14 protein-coding genes and 4 pseudogenes are annotated in these 19,733 nt (G+C 44.3%); 8 read left to right on the forward strand and 10 right to left on the reverse strand.

Annotated elements, in window-relative coordinates:
- Positions 1-231 (reverse strand): annotated as a pseudogene (locus tag ACFQS8_RS14670) (DDE-type integrase/transposase/recombinase); the annotation flags it as partial.
- A gap of 136 nt (positions 232-367) precedes the next feature.
- Positions 368-1,600 (reverse strand): helix-turn-helix domain-containing protein, encoded by a 1,233-nt coding sequence (locus tag ACFQS8_RS14675; RefSeq protein WP_382168731.1) that lies wholly within the window; start codon positions 1,598-1,600, stop codon positions 368-370.
- A gap of 143 nt (positions 1,601-1,743) precedes the next feature.
- Between ACFQS8_RS14675 and ACFQS8_RS14680 the strand changes: the two genes are divergently transcribed.
- From ACFQS8_RS14680 to ACFQS8_RS14695, 4 genes are read left to right on the forward strand one after another with little or no spacing between them, the layout of a single operon-like run.
- Complete coding sequence (locus ACFQS8_RS14680) at positions 1,744-3,129, forward strand: BNR-4 repeat-containing protein (protein WP_382168734.1); 1,386 nt, start codon at positions 1,744-1,746, stop codon at positions 3,127-3,129.
- Between the two features lie 38 nt (positions 3,130-3,167).
- Positions 3,168-3,743: a gluconate 2-dehydrogenase subunit 3 family protein gene (locus tag ACFQS8_RS14685; protein ID WP_382168736.1), complete on the forward strand. Its 576-nt coding sequence runs from the start codon at positions 3,168-3,170 to the stop codon at positions 3,741-3,743.
- Positions 3,733-5,451 carry a GMC oxidoreductase gene (locus ACFQS8_RS14690; protein ID WP_382168738.1) on the forward strand — a complete coding sequence of 573 codons (1,719 nt, stop codon included), beginning with the start codon at positions 3,733-3,735 and terminating at the stop codon, positions 5,449-5,451. The genes ACFQS8_RS14685 and ACFQS8_RS14690 overlap by 11 nt, the downstream gene beginning before the upstream one ends.
- On the forward strand, positions 5,451-6,797 hold the full coding sequence (locus ACFQS8_RS14695; RefSeq protein WP_382168740.1) for a 3-keto-alpha-glucoside-1,2-lyase-like domain-containing protein: 1,347 nt from the start codon (positions 5,451-5,453) through the stop codon (positions 6,795-6,797). Before ACFQS8_RS14690 ends, ACFQS8_RS14695 begins: the two co-directional genes overlap by 1 nt.
- A 56-nt stretch (positions 6,798-6,853) precedes the next feature.
- On the opposite strand, the pseudogene ACFQS8_RS14700 reads toward ACFQS8_RS14695, so the two are convergent.
- Together ACFQS8_RS14700 and ACFQS8_RS14705 are read right to left on the reverse strand one after the other, a co-directional pair.
- Positions 6,854-7,237 (reverse strand): annotated as a pseudogene (locus ACFQS8_RS14700) (DDE-type integrase/transposase/recombinase); the annotation flags it as partial.
- Positions 7,238-7,813: 576 nt separating this feature from the next.
- Positions 7,814-8,198, reverse strand: a pseudogene (locus ACFQS8_RS14705) (DDE-type integrase/transposase/recombinase); the annotation flags it as partial.
- A gap of 219 nt (positions 8,199-8,417) precedes the next feature.
- On the opposite strand from ACFQS8_RS14705, the gene ACFQS8_RS14710 reads away from it, so the two are divergent.
- A complete protein-coding gene (locus ACFQS8_RS14710) occupies positions 8,418-9,311 on the forward strand; it encodes a MurR/RpiR family transcriptional regulator (RefSeq protein WP_382168741.1) in 894 nt (297 codons plus the stop codon).
- Here the strand turns inward: ACFQS8_RS14710 and ACFQS8_RS14715 are convergent.
- A complete protein-coding gene (locus ACFQS8_RS14715) occupies positions 9,298-10,077 on the reverse strand; it encodes an HAD-IIA family hydrolase (protein WP_382168743.1) in 780 nt (259 codons plus the stop codon). The two genes, ACFQS8_RS14710 and ACFQS8_RS14715, sit on opposite strands and share 14 nt — an antisense overlap.
- A 220-nt stretch (positions 10,078-10,297) precedes the next feature.
- Here ACFQS8_RS14715 and ACFQS8_RS14720 point away from each other — a divergent pair, with 220 nt between their 5' ends.
- The 3 genes from ACFQS8_RS14720 (at position 10,298) to ACFQS8_RS14730 (ending at position 15,789) form a co-directional block, all read left to right on the forward strand.
- Positions 10,298-12,970, forward strand: a complete 2,673-nt coding sequence (locus tag ACFQS8_RS14720) for a TonB-dependent receptor plug domain-containing protein (RefSeq protein ID WP_382168745.1) — start codon at positions 10,298-10,300, stop codon at positions 12,968-12,970.
- A 91-nt stretch (positions 12,971-13,061) separates the two neighbouring features.
- Positions 13,062-14,597, forward strand: a complete 1,536-nt coding sequence (locus tag ACFQS8_RS14725) for an alkaline phosphatase D family protein (protein ID WP_382168747.1) — start codon at positions 13,062-13,064, stop codon at positions 14,595-14,597.
- Positions 14,598-14,649: 52 nt separating this feature from the next.
- Positions 14,650-15,789: an Sb-PDE family phosphodiesterase gene (locus tag ACFQS8_RS14730; protein ID WP_382168749.1), complete on the forward strand. Its 1,140-nt coding sequence runs from the start codon at positions 14,650-14,652 to the stop codon at positions 15,787-15,789.
- A gap of 48 nt (positions 15,790-15,837) precedes the next feature.
- Here ACFQS8_RS14730 and ACFQS8_RS14735 read toward each other — a convergent pair whose 3' ends face one another.
- From ACFQS8_RS14735 to ACFQS8_RS15840, 5 genes and pseudogenes are all read right to left on the reverse strand, one after another.
- On the reverse strand, positions 15,838-16,467 hold the full coding sequence (locus ACFQS8_RS14735) for a TIGR02466 family protein (RefSeq protein ID WP_382168752.1): 630 nt from the start codon (positions 16,465-16,467) through the stop codon (positions 15,838-15,840).
- Between the two features lie 117 nt (positions 16,468-16,584).
- Complete coding sequence (gene phnE, locus ACFQS8_RS14740) at positions 16,585-17,619, reverse strand: phosphonate ABC transporter, permease protein PhnE (protein ID WP_382168754.1); 1,035 nt, start codon at positions 17,617-17,619, stop codon at positions 16,585-16,587.
- On the reverse strand, positions 17,612-18,442 hold the full coding sequence (gene phnC / locus ACFQS8_RS14745) for a phosphonate ABC transporter ATP-binding protein (RefSeq protein WP_382168756.1): 831 nt from the start codon (positions 18,440-18,442) through the stop codon (positions 17,612-17,614). Before phnC ends, phnE begins: the two co-directional genes overlap by 8 nt.
- Positions 18,442-19,392 carry a phosphate/phosphite/phosphonate ABC transporter substrate-binding protein gene (locus ACFQS8_RS14750; RefSeq protein WP_382168758.1) on the reverse strand — a complete coding sequence of 317 codons (951 nt, stop codon included), beginning with the start codon at positions 19,390-19,392 and terminating at the stop codon, positions 18,442-18,444. The genes phnC and ACFQS8_RS14750 overlap by 1 nt, the downstream gene beginning before the upstream one ends.
- 206 nt (positions 19,393-19,598) lie before the next feature.
- A pseudogene (locus ACFQS8_RS15840) lies at positions 19,599-19,733 on the reverse strand (IS6 family transposase); the annotation flags it as partial.

Consider the following 19,733-nt stretch of genomic DNA (forward strand, 5'->3'; position numbering starts at 1 on the left):
CTTATTCATTATCTTTTCTCGTCGTCGGAACGGCTGGTGAGAATTCTGACATCGGTTGTTCAACCAACGTCCTGTCACTTGTCTATCAGCATTTCCAATGTCCTTCATTGCTGCACGATATGATTTCAATTTATCCGTGACTAACAGGTGAGGCGGGCCATATCGCTTCATGGCTTTACGTAAAAACTTCAATGCTGCTCGCTTGTGACGGCGTTTAGTGACATAGGCTTCATTGTAAGTTTGATGATTTCTGGTGAGGTTTTGAAATAGCGAAAGAGAGAGGTTTTCGTGTTTCCGGTTTAGCGAAAGCTGACTAAGTTGGAAATGAGGCGTTTAATCTGACAATGCCTGACAACGCCATGTTGAGTCATTGAGCTTGATGCCATATTTGGGTTTGATCCAAAGGTGTCTGGGCAATGAGGTTTGTTTTTATGTTCGTGCGATTGTAACCAGAAACTGAGAAGAAGAGCGCCATATCTTGAATATTATTTGATGTGCTTTCGTGATCAAAAGTTGTTTTGTTCGATGTCAATTGCTCTGTCATTTGTAGTAATGCTGTTTCGGTAAAGGAAGCTAGAGTTATAATTATGTTTCCGTTTGCCGTTTTGTGCTGGGTGTAAATGCCGTAATCGGTATGGGTTTTATCTGCATCGCCCTCGACGGTATAATTTTGTTGGTCCCGCATATCCGTTAGGTACTCATAATTGTCGGAAAGTAGAAAAGGGGTACCTTTATATATGTCTTGCAACGTGCCTAATGATTTAAATAGACCTATATAAACGATGTTATTTTTACGAATATCGTCTGCCGTCAATTGAGACGACATTTTCAAAGTTATGCGTGTGTGTCCCTGAAGTTCTTTGGTAAGAAAGGGCAATGAAAAAACAGTTCCTTTACCAAAATATTTTAAGGGCGAGATATCTATCTTTACGGTGGAGGTGTTTGTTGATTGTTTTAGTGCTTCCACACTTTGATCGCTGTTTATGCTAAAGTCTCGTACCATCCGAACATGGCCTGTTTGCGTATCTGTTTCAGTGTAATGGTATAGGTCGCCAATTACGATGATTGTATCTATTTTGTTTTTACGAATACCGCCCCAGATGGGATGTTGACTTTGCGTAGTGGACATGGATGTGTTGTTATTAATGGTACCAAAGCTATAGCCGATTGCGCCAACAAGAACGATTAGAAAGGCAGCTGCAAAGTACCGAAACGTAGGGCATCTCAAAATTTTGAGTGCTGTGCTCGTTTGTGCTTTCTCGTTGCCCCTTCGCCATTTGAGGGAATAGCTACCTTTGGGGATGTAAAAGAAGATATCTGAAGAATTTTCAGTATCAGCGTAATAAGTCTCTAGCTTCTTTCTTAGATTATGAATGTAGACACGCACTGAAGAATCTGTGGGTTGTGAAAAGTCCGTCTTTCCAAACACATCCTGTGCAATTTCAACTTCTTTGGGAGTGGATGTTGAACCGTCTAAAGCCTTTTCGGCGAGATATAACAAAAGTTGCCGATAAGTGTGTGCATTGCCAATCGCGCCAGAAGCGATGAGTTCATCTAAATATTTGCGGATTTGAATATCATTAAAGTTGTTTTTTTTCAATTTGTTACATCTATTCTTTAACCGTTAAATATCAGTTTTTAACTTCCAATTCTGAGTCGTTTGCCCTCGATTAAGACTTAACTCTGACCAAAAAGGCAATGCAAAAATTGCACAAAAAATTCAGAGCTATGGAGGAGGACAATATGAGACCATCCCTTGGGACAGTTGCACGTGTTTCGTTTCAAATTGCAATATCTGCCGTGTTGCTATCGGGATGTCGGACCCATTTCGAAGCCCATAAAACGGCGAGCGATGTGCCTGAGATGTTTCAAGCAACAACATTGTTAAGCGATGCGGGGTGGTGTTGGTATCAAGATCCTCGCGTTGTGATATCAAACGGCAAACTAATTGTTGGTGGTATTAGTGGCATTGATGGAGATGTTAAGGTTGGGGTTTATGACTTGGAAACAGGCCTATTTGAGGGACAAACAACTCTACATCCTGAATTTGAAATTGATGACCATGATGCGCCAGTCTTCCATATTCGTGATGACAATAGTCTTGTGGCTATGTGGGCTAAACACGGGCGAGAAACCGAACATTACTACGCTATTTCAGAACCAGATGACTATCTGAACTGGGGCGAGACGCAGACTTTTACGCATCCATTTGAGTTGCCAAAAGGCTCTGAATGGGGTGGCGTGACGTATATGAATTTATACGAAATAAATGCTCAAAATAAAGTCTATAACTTCTATAGGAACGGGCCAGATTACAATCCAAATTTCATAACTTCGGATGATGACGGGAGTAGCTGGAGTAGGCCTACGCACTTTCTATCAGATGAAGTAGATGGAACGCAGCGCCCCTATGCGCGATATGTGCAGGTAGATAAGGATACAATCGGTGTTTCCTTTACTGATGCACATCCGCGTAACTACGGAAACAGCCTTTACTATGCTGAGTTTGATGGCACTTCTTTTTCTTCTGCAAATGGGGAGTGGGTAAATGATCTGTCCAGCGGCCCCTTGCGAACATCTATTGCAGAAAAAGTCTTTAAGGGAAGTGAGTCTGCTCTAAAGCCGGACGGGTTTGGCAGTGTTCCGGGAGCAGCTTGGACAATAGATGTTGAGGTTGATGGACAAAGCAACCCTCATATTGGCTACTCTCTCTACAATAGCAATCAGGACAATCGTTTCCGTTTAGCGTCATGGACTGGTTCTGATTGGAATGATCGAGAAATCGCCTACGCTGGCCCGCATTTATATGAGGTCGAGGCAAGCTATACTGGTCTGTTGGCGATTGATCCTGATGACCCTCAAAATATTACTATTTCGACAAATGTTGATCCAAATAAAGGTGGTTCTCCAACAGGAACACACGAGATTTATATGGCGAGAATAGAGTCGGATGACTCTACAGATACTATTGAGTGGATACCTGTAACAACCAGCTCTGAAGAGCGCAATATCCGACCAATCATCGTAACGGGCGAGGGGTATAAAGTACTGTTGTGGATGCAAGGTCGCTACACGCATTTCCAAGACTTCGACACAGATATTGTCGGTACTGTTTTGGCTAAACCATAAACTACCACCCAATCTATAAACATAATTGAGAGAAAATTATGAGTGAGATAAAAATAAATAGACGCCTCTTTATTGGAGGGGCTTTATTTGTCGTAAGTGCAACTGGGCTAGTCGGGTGTGCTAGCGATGAGGGGGATGTGGAGCACATTGCAAAGGGTGGCCAGTTCTTCAATGCCAAGGAGCTCACAACGCTTCATGATGTGTCCGAATTGATGATACCCGTAACTGCCACACCGGGTGCTAAAGATGCTCAGGTTGCAGCAGTGATAGATGCGCTAATGCTCTCTTGGGCTAGCGAAACTACGAAAGCACTATTTCGCGACCAATTGGCAGCATTTGATGGCTTGGCCCGTGGCGCTTACAACAAAGATTTTCTAAAATTGCCCCGAGACGCACGATTTTCTATTCTTGAGGATGTCGACAAGGTGGCTTTTTCAAATGAAGAGGCAATCGATAGCGCGGGTTATCGTCATCTCAAAGAGATCATCTTCCATGTGTATTACACTTCCGAACAAGCCAGCAAAGACTATGTGCCTGTGCCAGGGCGTTATGCTGGAAATCTAACACTCAGTGAATACGAAACACTCATGCAGGAGAATGCATATGGCCGATGAGTTTGATGTAGTCGTCGTTGGCTCCGGCATTACCGGCGGTTGGGCAGCCAAGGAGTTTTGTGAAAAGGGATTTAAAACCCTCGTTGTTGAGCGTGGCCGCGATGTTGAGCATCAGGGTGAAGAATACACCGATATGATGCTACCTTGGGAGTTATATAACCGGGCAATGATGCCTGAAATATATGATGAAGAAGAGCGCTATCGTGACCTGAAAGAAAAGTCTTATCCTTATTGGTCTCACGTATCTCAATTTTTCGTAGATGAAAAAGAATACCCATATTCAAATCCTGAAGCGCGTCCTTTTATGTGGACGCGAGGATATCAGCTTGGCGGGCGTTCAATTACGTGGGGGCGTCAATCTTATCGTTGGGGGCCTAAAGACTTTGAAGCCAATGCAAAAGATGGGCATGGTATAGCGTGGCCAATTGGATATGATGATGTTGCGCCGTGGTATGATTATGTTGAGAAATTTGCGGGTATATCAGGCAATAAAGACGGTTTAAAAAACTTACCAGATGGCGAGTTTCTGAAGCCATGGGAGATGAGCTGTGCTGAGCAGTTTGTATCCGATAATTTGAAGGCTAGCGGCAGCGATCGTGCCATGGTTATTGGACGTTGCGCAAATTTATCAGAAGCAAAAGATGTGCATACCGAGCTAGGGCGAGGGCCATGTCAGGCGCGAAACCAATGTTCGCAAGGGTGTTCATTTGGAGCATATTTCTGTTCACTTTCTTCAACGCTGCCTGCTGCGCGTCGCACTGGAAATCTTACGGTTGTAACAGATGCAATTGTGACGTCAGTAGAATTTGATTCGGAAACAGGCAGAGCAACTGGTGTATCGACGATCGATCATAACACCAACGAAGTGAAAACCTATCACGCCAAGACAGTGTTTCTATGTGCATCTGCGCTGGGGTCTGTGCAAATAATGCTCAATTCTAAATCTGAGGTCCACCCCAATGGTATTGGGAACTCAAGTGGTATGCTTGGGCACTATATTATGGATCATTTCGGCGGCGCAGGTGCTTCAGGGACCGTACCAGGATTTGAGGACCGTTATTCTTTCGGGAGGCGGCCCACAAATATTTATGTTCCTAATTTCAGGCATGAAAAATCTGATGATGTCGATTTTGTGCGTGGCTTTGGATATCAGGGGCACGGAGCTGAACGGCCACGAAAGGGCAATACAGCGAAGTCTGCCGGCATTGGCGCTGCAGTAAAGGATGCAGTGGGAACGCCTCAACCATGGCGTATTGCTATGGGAATGTTTGGAGAAATTCTTCCATATTACGACAATATGGTCAGTCTACATCCGACTAAAACCGATAAATGGGGCATTCCTCAACTTCATATAGATGCATATGGTCGCGAGAATGAGCGTAAAATGATGATGCAAGCGGCTAAAGATGCAAAAGACATTTTGATTGCAGGCGGATGCATAGATGTTCAGAGCTATGTTGCTGATCCTAATAAGCATATTCAAGTGGGAACAAGAACACACGAAATGGGCGGGGCGTGTATGGGCGCTGATCCCAAAAAATCTGTGTTGAATAAATGGTGCCAGTCTCACGATGTACCAAACCTTTTTGTAACGGATGGAGCATGTATGGCGTCATGTGCATCGCAAAATCCATCATTGACTTATATGGCGCTCACGGCACGGGCCGCCAATTATGCGGCAGAACAAATGAAAAAGGGAGCGATCTAATGCGTATCGTATCAGGAACATCGATTGTCGCATTAGTTGCAGCTTTGGGGGCATGTTCCACTAGCATGCACCCTTTGGAAAAAGCTGAATGGAAGTCGCTATTTGACGGAAAATCACTTGATGGATGGACAGTTGTAAACGGAGACGATCCGTTCGAAGTCGTGGACGGCGCGATTGTCGGTAAGACCGTTTCGGGTGTTCCGACTCGCTATTTAACGAGCGAAAAAACTTATGGTGATTTCATCTTCGAAGCTGAGATGAATAATGCTGAGGGGGCAAATTCTGGCATTCAGTTTCGATCACAAATCGGGACGTGGTTTTATTCTGGGTTAAATGGCTACCAGCTGGAAGTTGATCATTCAGACCGTCTTTGGACGGGAGGGATTTACACAGAAGGGTTGGCAGTTTGGAAATATCCGGTGATCGAGAACGATGCGTGTCGCGCAGCATGGAATAATGCTCAGTGGAATAAGTTGAGGATTGAAGCAAAAGGCACACAATTGCGTACCTTCGTGAATGATACGCCCTGTGCCTACGTCTATGATGAAACCTTATTGGAGGGGTATTTAGGATTACAGGTGCATTCCATCGGGACAAATCCCGAACGGGCGGGAAAACCCACTTTATGGAGAAATGTTCGCATCCAAGATGCACCAAAGCGAAAGGCTTACACCCCAGATGATTTGACTGTAGCGTCCGAGAGTTATTTGTGGAGCGAGTTGAGCCCGTCTGAAAAGGCACAGGGTTGGATGCTTATAAATAATTCACAGACAACAGGGGCGAAATGGACGGCCAAGAATAGAAAAAACCAGATTACCGGAGAAGTGCGCTCTATCCCAATGCTGTCCCTTAGCAGAAGCGGTGATGCAATTGCGTCGGTGGCAATTGGGTCAGCATCTTATCATGTGATTATGGATTTTCAGCTAACTGAGGGAAGTGCTGGGGAGGTTCTCTATCCGATTACATATAAAAATGAGATAGGAAAATCGGTTAGTTGCGTTGCATCATACCGTATTTTTGACGATAAAAGTCCCGAGAATGAGGGCGTTGAAGATACTCAGAAAATGGGTGCTCTACGTGGATCTATTGCAGCTAAAAATTTAAATGAAACTGTTATTGGAAAGCGGGTTTTCTCAAAAGGTGCGTGGCAACGTTTAGAGATAAAAGTTGAGGGGGGGGAAGTTGAGCATTGGTTGAACTCGGTCAAAGTCGTTGAATATCAGGGGTGCGAAGGAGTTAATTCAAATGTGCTATCTGATGAGAAACTTGAATTGAACCTCCTTATGGAGCAAGGCGATATGCGGATAAACATGGTAAAATACAGAAGTTCAAAAATGCAGTCTTAGACTGGTGGTGTCAGACAAAAGCTAACTGGTCTCTAATTGGCGGGTTAGGGTGTTTTTTAGCCAGTGAAAAGCTGTCGCCATTCGCTCAATGCGATGTCGCGATTTCGTTTGAAATTTGGTCTTGAGTAGAGGTGTCGCTCCAGATTGAAGTGGTTGTGAACTGACGATTGAATGGCAATGAATTTTTGCAAACTCTTGGTTTGCCGGAATTTATTCATGATCTTTTCTCGTCGTCGGAACGGCTGATGTGAATTCTCGCATCTATTGTTTAGCCAGCGGCCCGTACGTTGTTTTTCAGCGTTTCCGATTTCTCTCATTGCAGCTCCATACGAGCGTAAACAGTCGGTCACAATGTTTTTGGGAGGACCATATCGTTTCATCGCTTTGCGTAAAAACTTCAACGCTGCTCGCTTGTGACGGTGTTTGGTGACATAGGCTTCACTGCAAGCTTGATGATTTCTGGTGAGGTTTTGAAATAGAGGTTTTCATGTTTCCGGTTTAGCGAAAGCTGACTAAGTTGGAAATGAGACGTTTAATCTGACAATGCCAAAGAAAGTTGCGGTGAGAATGGAGAAGGTTGTGAAGGATTACCTTGGGCAGAAGATGCTACGATACCATACCGAAAGTAAAATGAGTTTGATAATATGTCATCTTTAATTCGGCTGCTTAAAAAGCAACATAATAACAATTGGTATTATGCATTACCAGTTATGATAATTGCTTTGGTTATGCAGAAAAGTATAAATTTCGGAACTTTTGTTGTGCTGGCGTTAATGTATTTAACTGTGTTAATTTTATTAGTCGGTATACAGGTTGTTTTTGAAAAGATAGCAAATAGAAATTAACTCTGTTGACCAGCGTGTGGCCTCGATCGTTTTTGAAAAATATCAATTCCTAGGCAAGAAAAATGGTTTAACCCTATTCGCAAATTATCTTTATGATGCTCAGGACCGTCTTACAAAGGTGGTGTCAGACAAAAGCTAACTGGTCTCTGATACTCGGCTTTCGACGTTTCTTTAGCCGACAAAAAGTTGCCGCCACTCATTCAGGGCGACGCCACGATTTCGTTTGAAATTTAGTCTTGCGTATAGATGTCTCTCTAGATTGAAGTGGTTGTGAATTGACGATTGAATGGCAATGAATTTTTGCAAACTCTTGGTTTGCCGGAATTTATTCATGATCTTTTCTCGTCGTCTGAATGGCTGATATGAATTCTCACATCTATTGTTTAGCCAGCGGCCCATACGTTGTTTTTCAGCGTTTCCGATTTCTCTCATTGCAGCTCCATACGAGCGTAAACGGTCGGTCAAAATGTTTTTTGGGAGGACCATATCGTTTCATCGCTTTGCGTAAAAACTTCAATGCTGCCCGTTTGTTACGTCGTTTAGTGACATATGCGTCACTGTAAGTTTGATGATTTCGGGTGATGTTTTGAAGTATCGGAAGATGGAAGTTTTCATGCTTGCAGCTTAGCGAAAGCTGACTAAGTTGGAAATGAGACGTTTAATCTGACAATGCCTTTGAATCTCATTATTTTTGAGTTGTAATTTGAGTAAATTTCATTCACTGGTCTTTGGGTTTTGTGATTCTAATAATTTTAGTTCGAAGTAGGAGGTATTATTGTCTACGGAACATACTAAACGAGGTGCGCGCAAAGCAGGTGATGCTTTCGTAGGTAACGTGATCAGTCGTATCCGTATTCGTAAAGATTCGCTGGGGCCAAGTACATCGACTATTGCAGATTATGTTTTAGGTCATGCCAATGCTGTTGTGGGAATGTCTGTAACAGAGCTAGCTGAGGCGACTGGTACTAGTGAAGGTAGCGTTATTAATCTTTGCCGACAATTGGGACTATCTGGATTTCAGCAACTTAAACTTAGTTTGGCTCAAGAGGTCGTGCGGCCTGTTCAATTTATTCACGAGGATCTACAGCCAAGCGATGATACATTTACCGTTTGTCAAAAAATGTTTCATGCAGGTACCGAGGCGTTACGAGAGACACTTTCAATTTTAGACCCAGATGCCATTTCTATGGCTGTTGATGTCATCCGATCTGCAGATCGCGTAGAGATATATGGTATTGGTTCTTCCGCTCCAATCGCTGAGGATGCGCAGTATAGAATGTTGCGTATTGGACTTGATGCGAAGGTCGTTGTCGATAGTCATATTCAAGCAATAAGTGCTTCACGAACAGGGCCACATGTCGCAGTTCTTACGATTTCACATTCTGGCTCTACACATGAAACCTTGGCAGCTACTCGCTTAGCTAGAGACGCTGGTGCAAAAACAATCATTATAACGAATTTCGCTAGCTCTCCTTTGCAGGCTTATGCTGATGTCAAACTTTACACGATGGCGCGAGAAACAAAATTTCGTTCCGAAGCTATGACGAGCCGAATTGCACAGCTTTGTATCCTTGATGTTCTTATTGCCGCGCTTGCATTGGATGATTATGAGCGGGCCACCAACGTATTGCGGCAAACCTCAGAAGTTTTATCTATTAAGAGATTTTGAGCGTATCGAGTATATTTTGAAAAAAAATGGAAGGGGTGGGGGATGCTAAAATTGAATGCATGCCAAATGCTTTCGCACCAGCGATATCTGTTATCGGATTGTCGCCGAACATAACAACCTCATTGCATTTTAAGTCTATTGCTTTGCACCCTTTGTCGAAGATAATCTGAGAAGGCTTACCTATAATTTCTAAATCCACTGATGATAAATCTATGCATGCGCCTAGAGCGGCCAATAAAGCACCCGTTTCTGGTTTGACGCGACCATCAACCCCGGGGTGCGTAAGGTCAGGGTTGCTAATTATTAATCGCGCTCCGTTTAAAATTGCATTTACAGCACGTTCCAGCCGTTGGTAGTTAAAGCGTGTATCACGCATAAGTATCACAAGGTCTACATTCTCGTTTTCTAAATTTAATCCATGCGCCCGCGCGGCTGCGCGCATGCTTAAACTTCCGAGTATGAGTGTACGTTTGGATTTTAGTTCTACTGCACGTTTGATGGATTCAATGCCGGCTAAAATTATCTGTTCGCTTCGCATATGAATGCCAGATTTTTGAAGTACACGCTGGAACTCAGTGATTGTGTTTGAAGAGTTATTGGAAACAATTGCTGTTCTTGTGTGATTGAATCGCAAGAATTTTTCTGCGTTAGGCACTAAGTTGTTTTCAATAGCGCAGCAACCATCCCAATCCACTAGATAACCTTTGGCTTCAAGAATAGCTTGTTTGCATTCCTTTCCTAGGTGTTGATCACCTCCGTTTGTCATCTGCGTCCCTCCTTTGATGCTTGCGTCTTCTATATGAGTAAAGCTCAAGATGCAAGCGCTTTGTAATTGAGCTATATTCACATAAATTTTACAAAAAGAACATCGGAGCGTCATGTAATCCCTGTAATTGCGGCACTGCGGCCATGTGTTTTGAGTGAAGTTAAGTGTCGAGAGATGCTGAGGTCGCAGGATTCAAAGGGGCAACAGAGGGACTATTGCTATGAAATCGAACACATACAAATTTAAGAAGCACATTGCTTTGGGAGTGGGGGCATTGTTAGCGACGACGGCTTTGCCACTAAATGCTTTCGCAGATGATGCCGACGATAGTGGGCGTCAAGAAACTATCCGCGTTGAAGGCCAGTTAATAGACACTGAAGTCAGTGATATCGCATTGGATATGGTGAAGTTTGGTACACAAGTCCAACTCATTAGTGACTTAGAAATTGAAACGGGTGGTTTCACAAACTTTGGAGAGCTAGCAGCTGGTCTTATCCGTGGTGCTAACATTGGATATTCGCCGGATGAGGGGGAGTTCACGGTTCGTATTGATGGGGGGACAGACCGGGACACTTTACTTTTGGTTGATGGTGTGCCGTATTTCGACCGTAGTTCTCCACTTGAAGATTTGTGGCCTGCAACTGCGATTGATCCACGTATGATTTCTGGCGTTGAAGTTTATCGTGGTGGTAACAGTTTATACTTTGGATCAAATGGTGGGTTAGGTGTCGTAAGTGTAAAGACTAAAGAGCCTGATGGCACAAAAAAAGGTGAATTAGGTTTCTACTTCGGGTCTTTTGAAACGCGAGAGCTATACGGAAATTTTTCATTTCCATTAGATCAGGCAGGAAAGCATAGTGTACTCGTATCCGGACGCTCATATGAATCAGATGCGCACGAGTTGTTCAGCTCGGAAGCTTATTCCGACAACGTGCTCGCACTTGGGGGAAAGCATGAATTTCCCTACAGTTATAACAGTTTAGGACTAAAATATCTTTGGCAAATTGCTGAGGACACAGAGTTTCGCGCTGGTGCCAGTTACGCCACGATTGATTTTCGTGATTCATTTCCGAACTCGACTGTTTTTCAGCCAAATTATACTGAATTCCCGATTTATAATGCGTCTTTTAAGCATCGTTTCAATGAAAAGCTAAAGCTAGAAATCGAAGGACACTACCAAGACCCGCGTTTGCAAAATAGTGAAGTTGATGCCCAAATATGTCAGATTCCGCGTTTGACAGATTTGCCATCAGATATCGAAGCTCAGGCGCGAGCAGGAGGGATTACATCCTTTTCCACCGCTGCAGAGTTTGAAGCGTTTGCTGCGACTGTACCTGGCCTTGCAGCTGGATGTGTAACCAATCCATATGGCGCAGCTGGTAGTGCTAGTGACGACAACTTAAATGGGGGAAGTAGTTTCTACATAAACAATGACCCGAATAGTCCATTCTTCAATCAAGCTTATGGGACGCAAGAAAACCCTTTCCCTATTGGTGCTCCGATTGGATATGTGGTTCAGTCATCCGCTAATTTCGGTGATGGTGGTCTGACGAAAGGTTTTGGTGAAACAGATCAGCGTACAAGTGGATATGAAGACATGGGAATTAACGCCCGTGCCACATATACGATTAATGATTATGTAGAAATTGTTGGTGGTGTACAAAACACAACATATAGAGACAATTCTGATGCTCAGTTTGGAGTGAAGGATACGACACTCTCTAGCACGGGTGTTTATGGTGATTTGCGTTTATCTCTTCCCGTACTCGCAGGATTGAGTACATCATTTGCAGCACGTCAGGATTTCAACGATAGCTTTAGTGATCAATCGGTTTACAAATTTGGTCTGCGTCAGGACTTCGGAGCTGGTGTTTATGCGCGAGCAAGCGGAGGAACTTCATATAGTTTGCCGAAAATCGATGAGATTGGTGCATTTGGTTCAAATGCGAATCTAAACCCTGGGCTTGATCCACAGGAAGTCGAAGCATTGAACGTAGGTGTAGGTATCGACCGCGACCTTTTCGGCGGTACTATGAATATCGAATTGGGATATTTTGATACGACAATCAATAATCTGTTCTCGAGTAGGTCTGTTGGTTCGGTATGTCTTGAATACGCAAATGATCTTGCTACCCCAATTCAGACGGGCTTGGTCAATAGTACGGATGCGATTGTACGAAATCGTGCCAATATCATTCCTCCAGACTCATTCTGTTCAACTGCTGTATCTTTAGGGTTGGAAGATTCTGCATCTGTGGCTGTGAACACCAAGAATGAGCAGGACATATCTGGTGTAACTGTGGATGTCGCGTTTGACTTTGATAAATGGAATGCGGATATCACATTCACAAAAATGGAGTCTCTGGAAAATAACCCAGTGTATGGCGTGCTTGCCAGACTTGATGGAACAACAGAGAATTTAGATTTTGTTGTCCCTGGAGACGCGGGAAGCGCTGTGAAGCGTCAATCTGCAGAACGTCCTGAATGGTCTTTGTCTGGATTGATTAGTTATACTCCAACGGAAAATTGGACTTTTTCATTGAACCCGCGTTTCCAGGGGCCTGAATGGGCTTACGCAGGTACTTCACTTGCCCGCTTAGTTGACGAGAATGGCAATCGTGTTGTTGAGGACATGAATTTCGGTGACTACTTTGTGCTGAATGGTTCGATGCAATATCAGTGGGGTGATGAAAAGCAGCACCGCATATTGGTGCGCGGCGTGAACCTTCTGGATGAAGATTATTTCGAGCGTGCTTCTGGTGGCTCAGGATATTCAAGAGATCGCGCCGTTGTTCGGGGTGAAATCGGACCTAACGATAGCGCGTATTACCGCCAATATGGTTGGAATGGTAAGCCTCAATCGTTCTGGATCCAATACGAGTATGCATTCTAGCCAATATAAAAGCTGCAAACCGTAATATTACGGTTTGCAGCTTTTTCTTTACTACTCAAAATCTTACATAAGTACATGGATGGGTTAGCTCATGTTTTCTCGGCGTCTTTTTTTGGCTGCAGCAGGTTCAACACTTTGGGTGCCAGCAAGTGCCAACGCGCACAGTGGTCATTATCATTTCACTTTGGGAGTGGCCTCGGGTAGCCCCCGCGACACAAGCGTTGTTCTATGGACGCGTTTAGCACCTGACCCTCTAAATGGCGGCGGTATGCCGGTTGGCGCTGTCATGGTGCGTTATCGCGTATGTCTTGATGACGCCATGCGGCGGACCGTTCAGGAAGGTGTCGCTATGACATCTGAAGCAAAAGCGCATTCGGTGCATGTGACACTGAATGGCTTAGAGCCTGGGCGTGAGTATTGGTATCAATTCTATTTCGGAGAAGACGAAAGCCCAATTGGTAGAACGAAAACAACGGACCCAAAGGCCACATCAGCGACGTTTGCGATTGCCAATTGTCAGGCTTGGGAAACCGGACATTACGCAGCTTACCGTGACATTGCTGAGTGGGCACCTGATTGTGTCATTCATTTGGGAGACTACATTTATGAAGGCGGTACGAGCGAGCTTGGCGTGCGCCGTCGAACAAATGCTGGTACTCAAATCGAGTATGAAGTTGTTCGTAAACATAATAGCGGTGAAATCACAACATTATATGATTACCGGAATAGATATGCTCTATATCGTAGCGATCCACATTTGCAGGCAGCGCATGCTGCTGCGCCTTGGATCGTCTCCATGGATGACCATGAAGTCGATAATAATTGGGCAGGAAGTACGCCTCAAGATCCAGACAAACAGACTTCTCTAGAATTTGCAGTCCGTAAGTTGGCCGCGTTCCAAGCTTATTATGAACATATGCCATTGGAACAACCGCCGACTTTGAATGGATTAGCGGGGCATCTTCAAATATATGGTGCTTATGAGTTTGGTCCCGCGCGTGTAAACATGTTGGATACGCGTCAGTATCGTTCCGATCAAGTATGCGGACAGGGCTTTCCATCTGATTTTCCTTGTGATGCGTTAGAAAATCCCGCGTTGAGTATGACTGGCATCAATCAAGAAAAATGGTTGCTTGATCAGCTTAAAAATTCGGATGCAAAATACAATGTTATTGCCCAGCAAACATGGTTTGCGCCTTACAGATATTCCGAAAATCCCGCGTCTAGGAAATGGAATATGGATCAGTGGGATGGTTATCCTTTGCAGCGACAGCGTCTCGTTGATGCAATGGCAGATGAAGTGTCTAACCCTATTGTGTTGAGTGGGGATTGGCATTGTGCAAGTGCAATGACCGTCCACAAAGATCCGGAAAATGCGAAATCAGATAGAGTTGCTCATAACTTCGCAGCGACATCCATCTCTTCTGTATGTTCATGGTCTCCATCTGTGGCGCAGGCGCAAAGTGCAAACCCGCATGTGAGTTATGTAAACGGAGAACAGCGCGGATATCTTCGATGTGTAGCTGACAGTCAAAATTGGACGTCAACCTACCGTACCGTTGCTAACCCGAGTGATAGTGCATCGAAGGTTGGAACTGATACTGAAATTCGAGTGCGCGATATCTAACGACGACAACATTTATCAATCCGAAAATACGATAATCCAAAGGGGAAACATTATGTATATAAAGCAAGCTTCTACAGCTGCTGCGGTATTTGCTGGCCTTGCTATGCCAGCAATTTCCGAAGAACGTGCAATTTCATTTCCAAATACCGCAGATGGCGGAGTGTTGCTCACTGCTGACCTTCATACGCATACTGTTTTCTCTGATGGTGCAGTGTGGCCTTCTATACGGGTGGAAGAAGCTCATCGTGATGGATTGGACGCATTGGCAATAACAGAACACCTTGAGCATCAGCCTAAGGCTGCAGATATCCCAAACCCTGACCGCAACAGATCATACGATGTTGCTGTAGAGTCGCTAGTAAGTGCCGGATATAATGGATTGTTGATAATCCGTGGGGCTGAAGTCTCACGCAATATGCCCCCCGGGCATGTGAATGCAGTGTTCCTTGAGGATGCAAATGCTTTGTTGGTCAAGGATTCTATCGATGCCTTTAAAGCGGCAAAAAAGCAGGGTGCATTTATATTTTGGAACCACCCAAACTGGATTCCGCAGGCTCCAGATGGAGTTGCCCGTATTACTGAAATGCACAAGGATCTGATTTCAAAAGGATTGCTCCACGGTATCGAAGTTGCGAATGGTACGCTTGACGGACATTCAGAGCATGCGCTTCAGATTGCATTGGATTATAATCTAACAGTTCTTGGGACTTCAGATATACATGGTTTAGTGGATTGGACGCACAATGCTGGACATGGCGGCCATCGACCTATGACGATCGTGTTGGCAGAAGAGAGATCCGAAGAGGCGCTGAAGAAGGCACTATTTGAAGGAAAAACAGTCGCTTGGAATTATGATGATTTACTTGGCCGCGAGGACAATGTGAGCAAGTTGGTGGAGGCATGCCTTTCTCTGGAGCCCAGTACATTTGGAGTGAAGACAAGTGTGCTGCGCGTTGATGTTAGAAATGATTGTCCGGTGAATTTCATTTTAAAGAATACTTCAGAAGAGACGTTTCAGAATGCAAGTGATGTTGTTCGAGTTGAGCGTAATTCAACCATTCCTCTACAGGTTCGTATGGGAGATGAACGTGAGCAAGTGACTTTAGTTTTCGATGTGCTCAATACTCAAATTGGTGGACGAAAAAGCCTTTCTCTCTCGCTGACAGCACCAATAAGTGCTGAAAAGAAATAATTTAGCAGGAATAGGTTTTCTTATTTCAAACGATACTGAGGGCTGATGTTAATCGGGGTTAAATCGAATTGAATAACCCCAAGAGTCTAATTTATCGGGTATTGCATTAAAGGCGAGTGAGATCCTTTGCTCGCCTTCATTGCTAGCAACACCATGCATCATAAAGCTAGGAAATAGAATTAAGTCTCCAGCTTTGATTTCCGGCACCTGCCATCGTGCGGCTGTGAAGGGATTTAGCTCGGAGCGCGCATTAAAGTTTGAGAATACAAATCCGGTATGCGATTCTGGTTTTTGAAATATGAGATTTGCAGAAGGATGTGAATCTGTAAGATAAACGACACCAGAGATGAAACTATTGGCGTGTAAGTGCATGGCCTGATGACCGCCAGTTTCAAGAATATTTACCCAAGCTTCTTTAATGGTCCAATTTAGCTCTTCGCCGAACAGTTCTTGGCCAAACGCAACAAGTTTACCTTTTATAGGACTAAAGGCTTTTTGAAGAACTGGGTCGAGAGGCCCAATTGCTGAATTTGAATGCGCAAGCGCCGATGATTTTGCATTTGAAGAAAAGTCCATCCGCGAAATATCGGTGTTTATTTGCGCAACTTGCAACTTATCCAGAATTTTATGTACGACCATGACCGGTGTCGGAAACAGAGCATGAGTAGTCGGAGTCACAAAAAGTCTCCTGTAAAATTTGAGAAGAATACTGTCGTCTTCACCCTTAAAAGGGGGGCAGTCACACTGGGAAAGTAATTCTCCCCAATTTTTTCATTTACCGAGTGCAATCTAACCTCAGCCTATAAGGCGCGCACGTACTCGAGAAGAGATATGATCTAGTGCTAAAACTGTGAGGAAAATTGCAAGTAGAATAGTACCAACATGGCCGTATTCAAAAGTATCATAACGTCCTTTCAACTCTTGACCTATGCCGCCAGCGCCGACGAGGCCTATGACTGCCGCCATACGTACATTTCTATCAAGGACATATAAAGTGTAAGCAACATATGAGGGCGCGACTTGAGGGAGAACACCGGACCGCAAGACGCGTAATTTACTTGCACCTAATGCTCTAAGAGCTTCTTGTGGTTTTGTGTCTGAAGCTTCAATATCTTCTGCATAAAATTTACCTAGAAATCCCATTCCATGCAGGCTTAGGGCTAGGTATCCAGCTATGGCGCCAAACCCAAATCCCAAAACGAGGAACATAGCTACAATGAGTTCTGGCATTGATCTTAGAAAGCTGACTATCCCTCTGCTAGCGGTATAGGTGAAACTGTTTGGCGTATAATTACGTGCCCCTAAAACTGCCAAGGGTATGGATACGATAACCGCTATGATTGTTGCCCAGATCGCTATTTCAAACGTTTCGACCATTTTGCCTATGACATTTAAAAGATAGCCAAAAGGATGAACCAAGTATTCAACTGTGTCTATCTGTGGCTCTGCTTCTAGTGTCTCTGAGTTTATACGAAAGGTTGTGACTTCCGCAGTCTCGATCCGTGTAAAAATTGGAAGTGAATCTCTGTCGAAATCCTGAAGGCGAGATATTTCTTGTCGATTTTCTATAACAATAGGGAATAATTCACTGAGCATTCTTCCCAGCCCTTTGCCGACTTGGCTTTCCTCTTCCAATCCAATGGTTGACAGCATGGCCTCAGTTGAAAGCCCCAACATTTTAGGGATTTCCATGCGGTTCCCTGACCAGATCAGTACTAGAGCGACAACTAAAGTTGCGAGAGCAGTGCGCCAGTTATAAGGCGCTTTTAGATGCCAATCCTGTGTACGGGGTGAGAAGCGATTATTGTCGGATGGTTGGTTATCAAACATGCTCGGGGTTCGCTGTTTCATTGGTCGAAATTGGAGGATGATTTTTGCTATAGAGAGCGGCTTCTGCTTCAGCGTCGAAATTTGCTGCTGGACCATCAAATACGATGCGTCCTTTCCGTAAGCCAATTATGCGGTCGGCGTATTCGCGTGCAAGGTCAATCTGATGGAGACTACATAGAACAGTCGCATTTTGTTCTTGGGCTGCGGTGCGTATAAGGCTTAGTATTTCTCTACTGATTGCCGGATCTAAGCTGGCGACGGGTTCATCGGCTAATATTATTTCAGGGTTTAGTAATAGAGCCCTTGCAATGCCGACACGTTGTTGTTGCCCGCCAGAAAGTGCAGAGGCGCGACGTTTTGAATGAACTTCATCAAGCCCAACGCGTGCAATAACTTGGCAGGCGCGCTTACGTAAATGTGCCGGATACCATCCCAACATAGCGCGCCAAAAGCTGACTTCAGCAACTGCGCCAATTAGTACGTTAGTTGCCACGCTGGCGCGCTCCACCAGATTAAAGTGTTGGTGGACCATCGCGACTCTTCGGCGAATGCTGCGGAGCGAAGATGGATTAAGTGTTTTGTTGTCGAAAATTAGTTCACCAGATGATAAGTCTGTCAGACCATTTATCGCCCGGAGCAGAGTAGATTTTCCTGAGCCAGATTGCCCTAAAATGACGCAAAACTCACCTCTATTTATCGTTGCCGTTACACCTTCAAGGGCAATTGCCCCGTCGGAATATTGCTTACGAATACTGTCAAAGACTAGGTGAGGTATCTCTGTAGGATTGGGCGAATAGGATCGAGATTGCAATGCTGTTGGCATTATTTATTAGCCTTGGCGAGAATTGCAGCACGTATATCACCTGTGACGTTGGAAATTACAACAAGTGCAGGCGTTAGTATTTCATCAGTTATAACTGTGTCGTAACGGTCAACTTGATTGCCTCCATAACCACGGATCATTTCGGGAGTGACATTCGGAGATTTGTGTACGTTTTTGAACGCTAAGCGCAGTTTTGCCTTTACCTCTTCGGGCAATTTAGTTGCCATTGTGAGAGGAGGGTTAGGAATAGGGGCAGACTTGCCGATTACGACAACAGCGTTGGCATCAATAATTCCTTGGTTAATCGCTTTTTCAAAGCTATCAAACGAAGCGGCGGCGACTTCAACTTGACCTTCAGATAGTGCCTTGAGGCTATTTGCATGGCTGCCAGTGATACGAATTTTTCCGAGATCTTTCACAGGATCTAAGCCAGCATCAACAATCATAGCGACTGGATATACAAAGCTTGATGTTGAATTGGGGTCACCAAATGCAATAGAGTGGCCTTGAATATCGGAAACGGTTAAGATGTTGCTTTCTTTGAGTGCATAAATACCTGAGAAATAACTTGTGCTATTGTCCTTAACATCGACTGCTAACAGTTCTGCACAACCACGCTGCTTTGCTGGTAAGTAGGAGGCTGCCCCGAACCAAGCGATCTCTACGACGTCAGAACAAATTGCTTCGATTACTGTGGCATAGCTTTGGCCTACTTTTATATCAAAATGAATGCCGGTTGTTTGAGTAATAGCGTCAAAGACAGGTTTGAAATCGGCTCTAGTGCCGTCTTCTGTGCCCCCATCAGCAGGTATTAACATCACTCGATAAGGATGAGAGATTGAGCCATCTGTAGATAGAGAAGTCTGATTTGTGTTCTTGATAAAGTAGAAGCTTAAGATTGCTACCAAACTTATAACTAGCAGTTTAGCAATTGTTTGGGGAAGTAGCATTATCTTTCCTTCTTTATAGTGTTTTGAGTTTAGTGTAATTATTTTTGAATTTTGGATGAGTAAAATTCAATTTAGCAAAGTTATGTAACATACGTGTGACTAAGTTGGATGAAAGTGAGTGAAAGCGAACTGCCGATGGTTTCAGACAAAAGCTAACCGGTCTCTGAGTAACTGGGGCGGTCGTTTTTTTAGCCAGTGAAAAGCTGTCACCATTCGCTCAATGCGATGTCGCGATTTCGTTTGAAATTTGGTCTTGAGTAGAGGTGTCGCTCCAGATTGAAGTGGTTGTGAACTGACGATTGAATGGCAATGAATTTTTGCAAACTCTTGGTTTGCCGGAA

The organism is Hirschia litorea (assembly GCF_042665075.1).
Lineage (GTDB): Bacteria > Pseudomonadota > Alphaproteobacteria > Caulobacterales > Hyphomonadaceae > Hirschia > Hirschia litorea.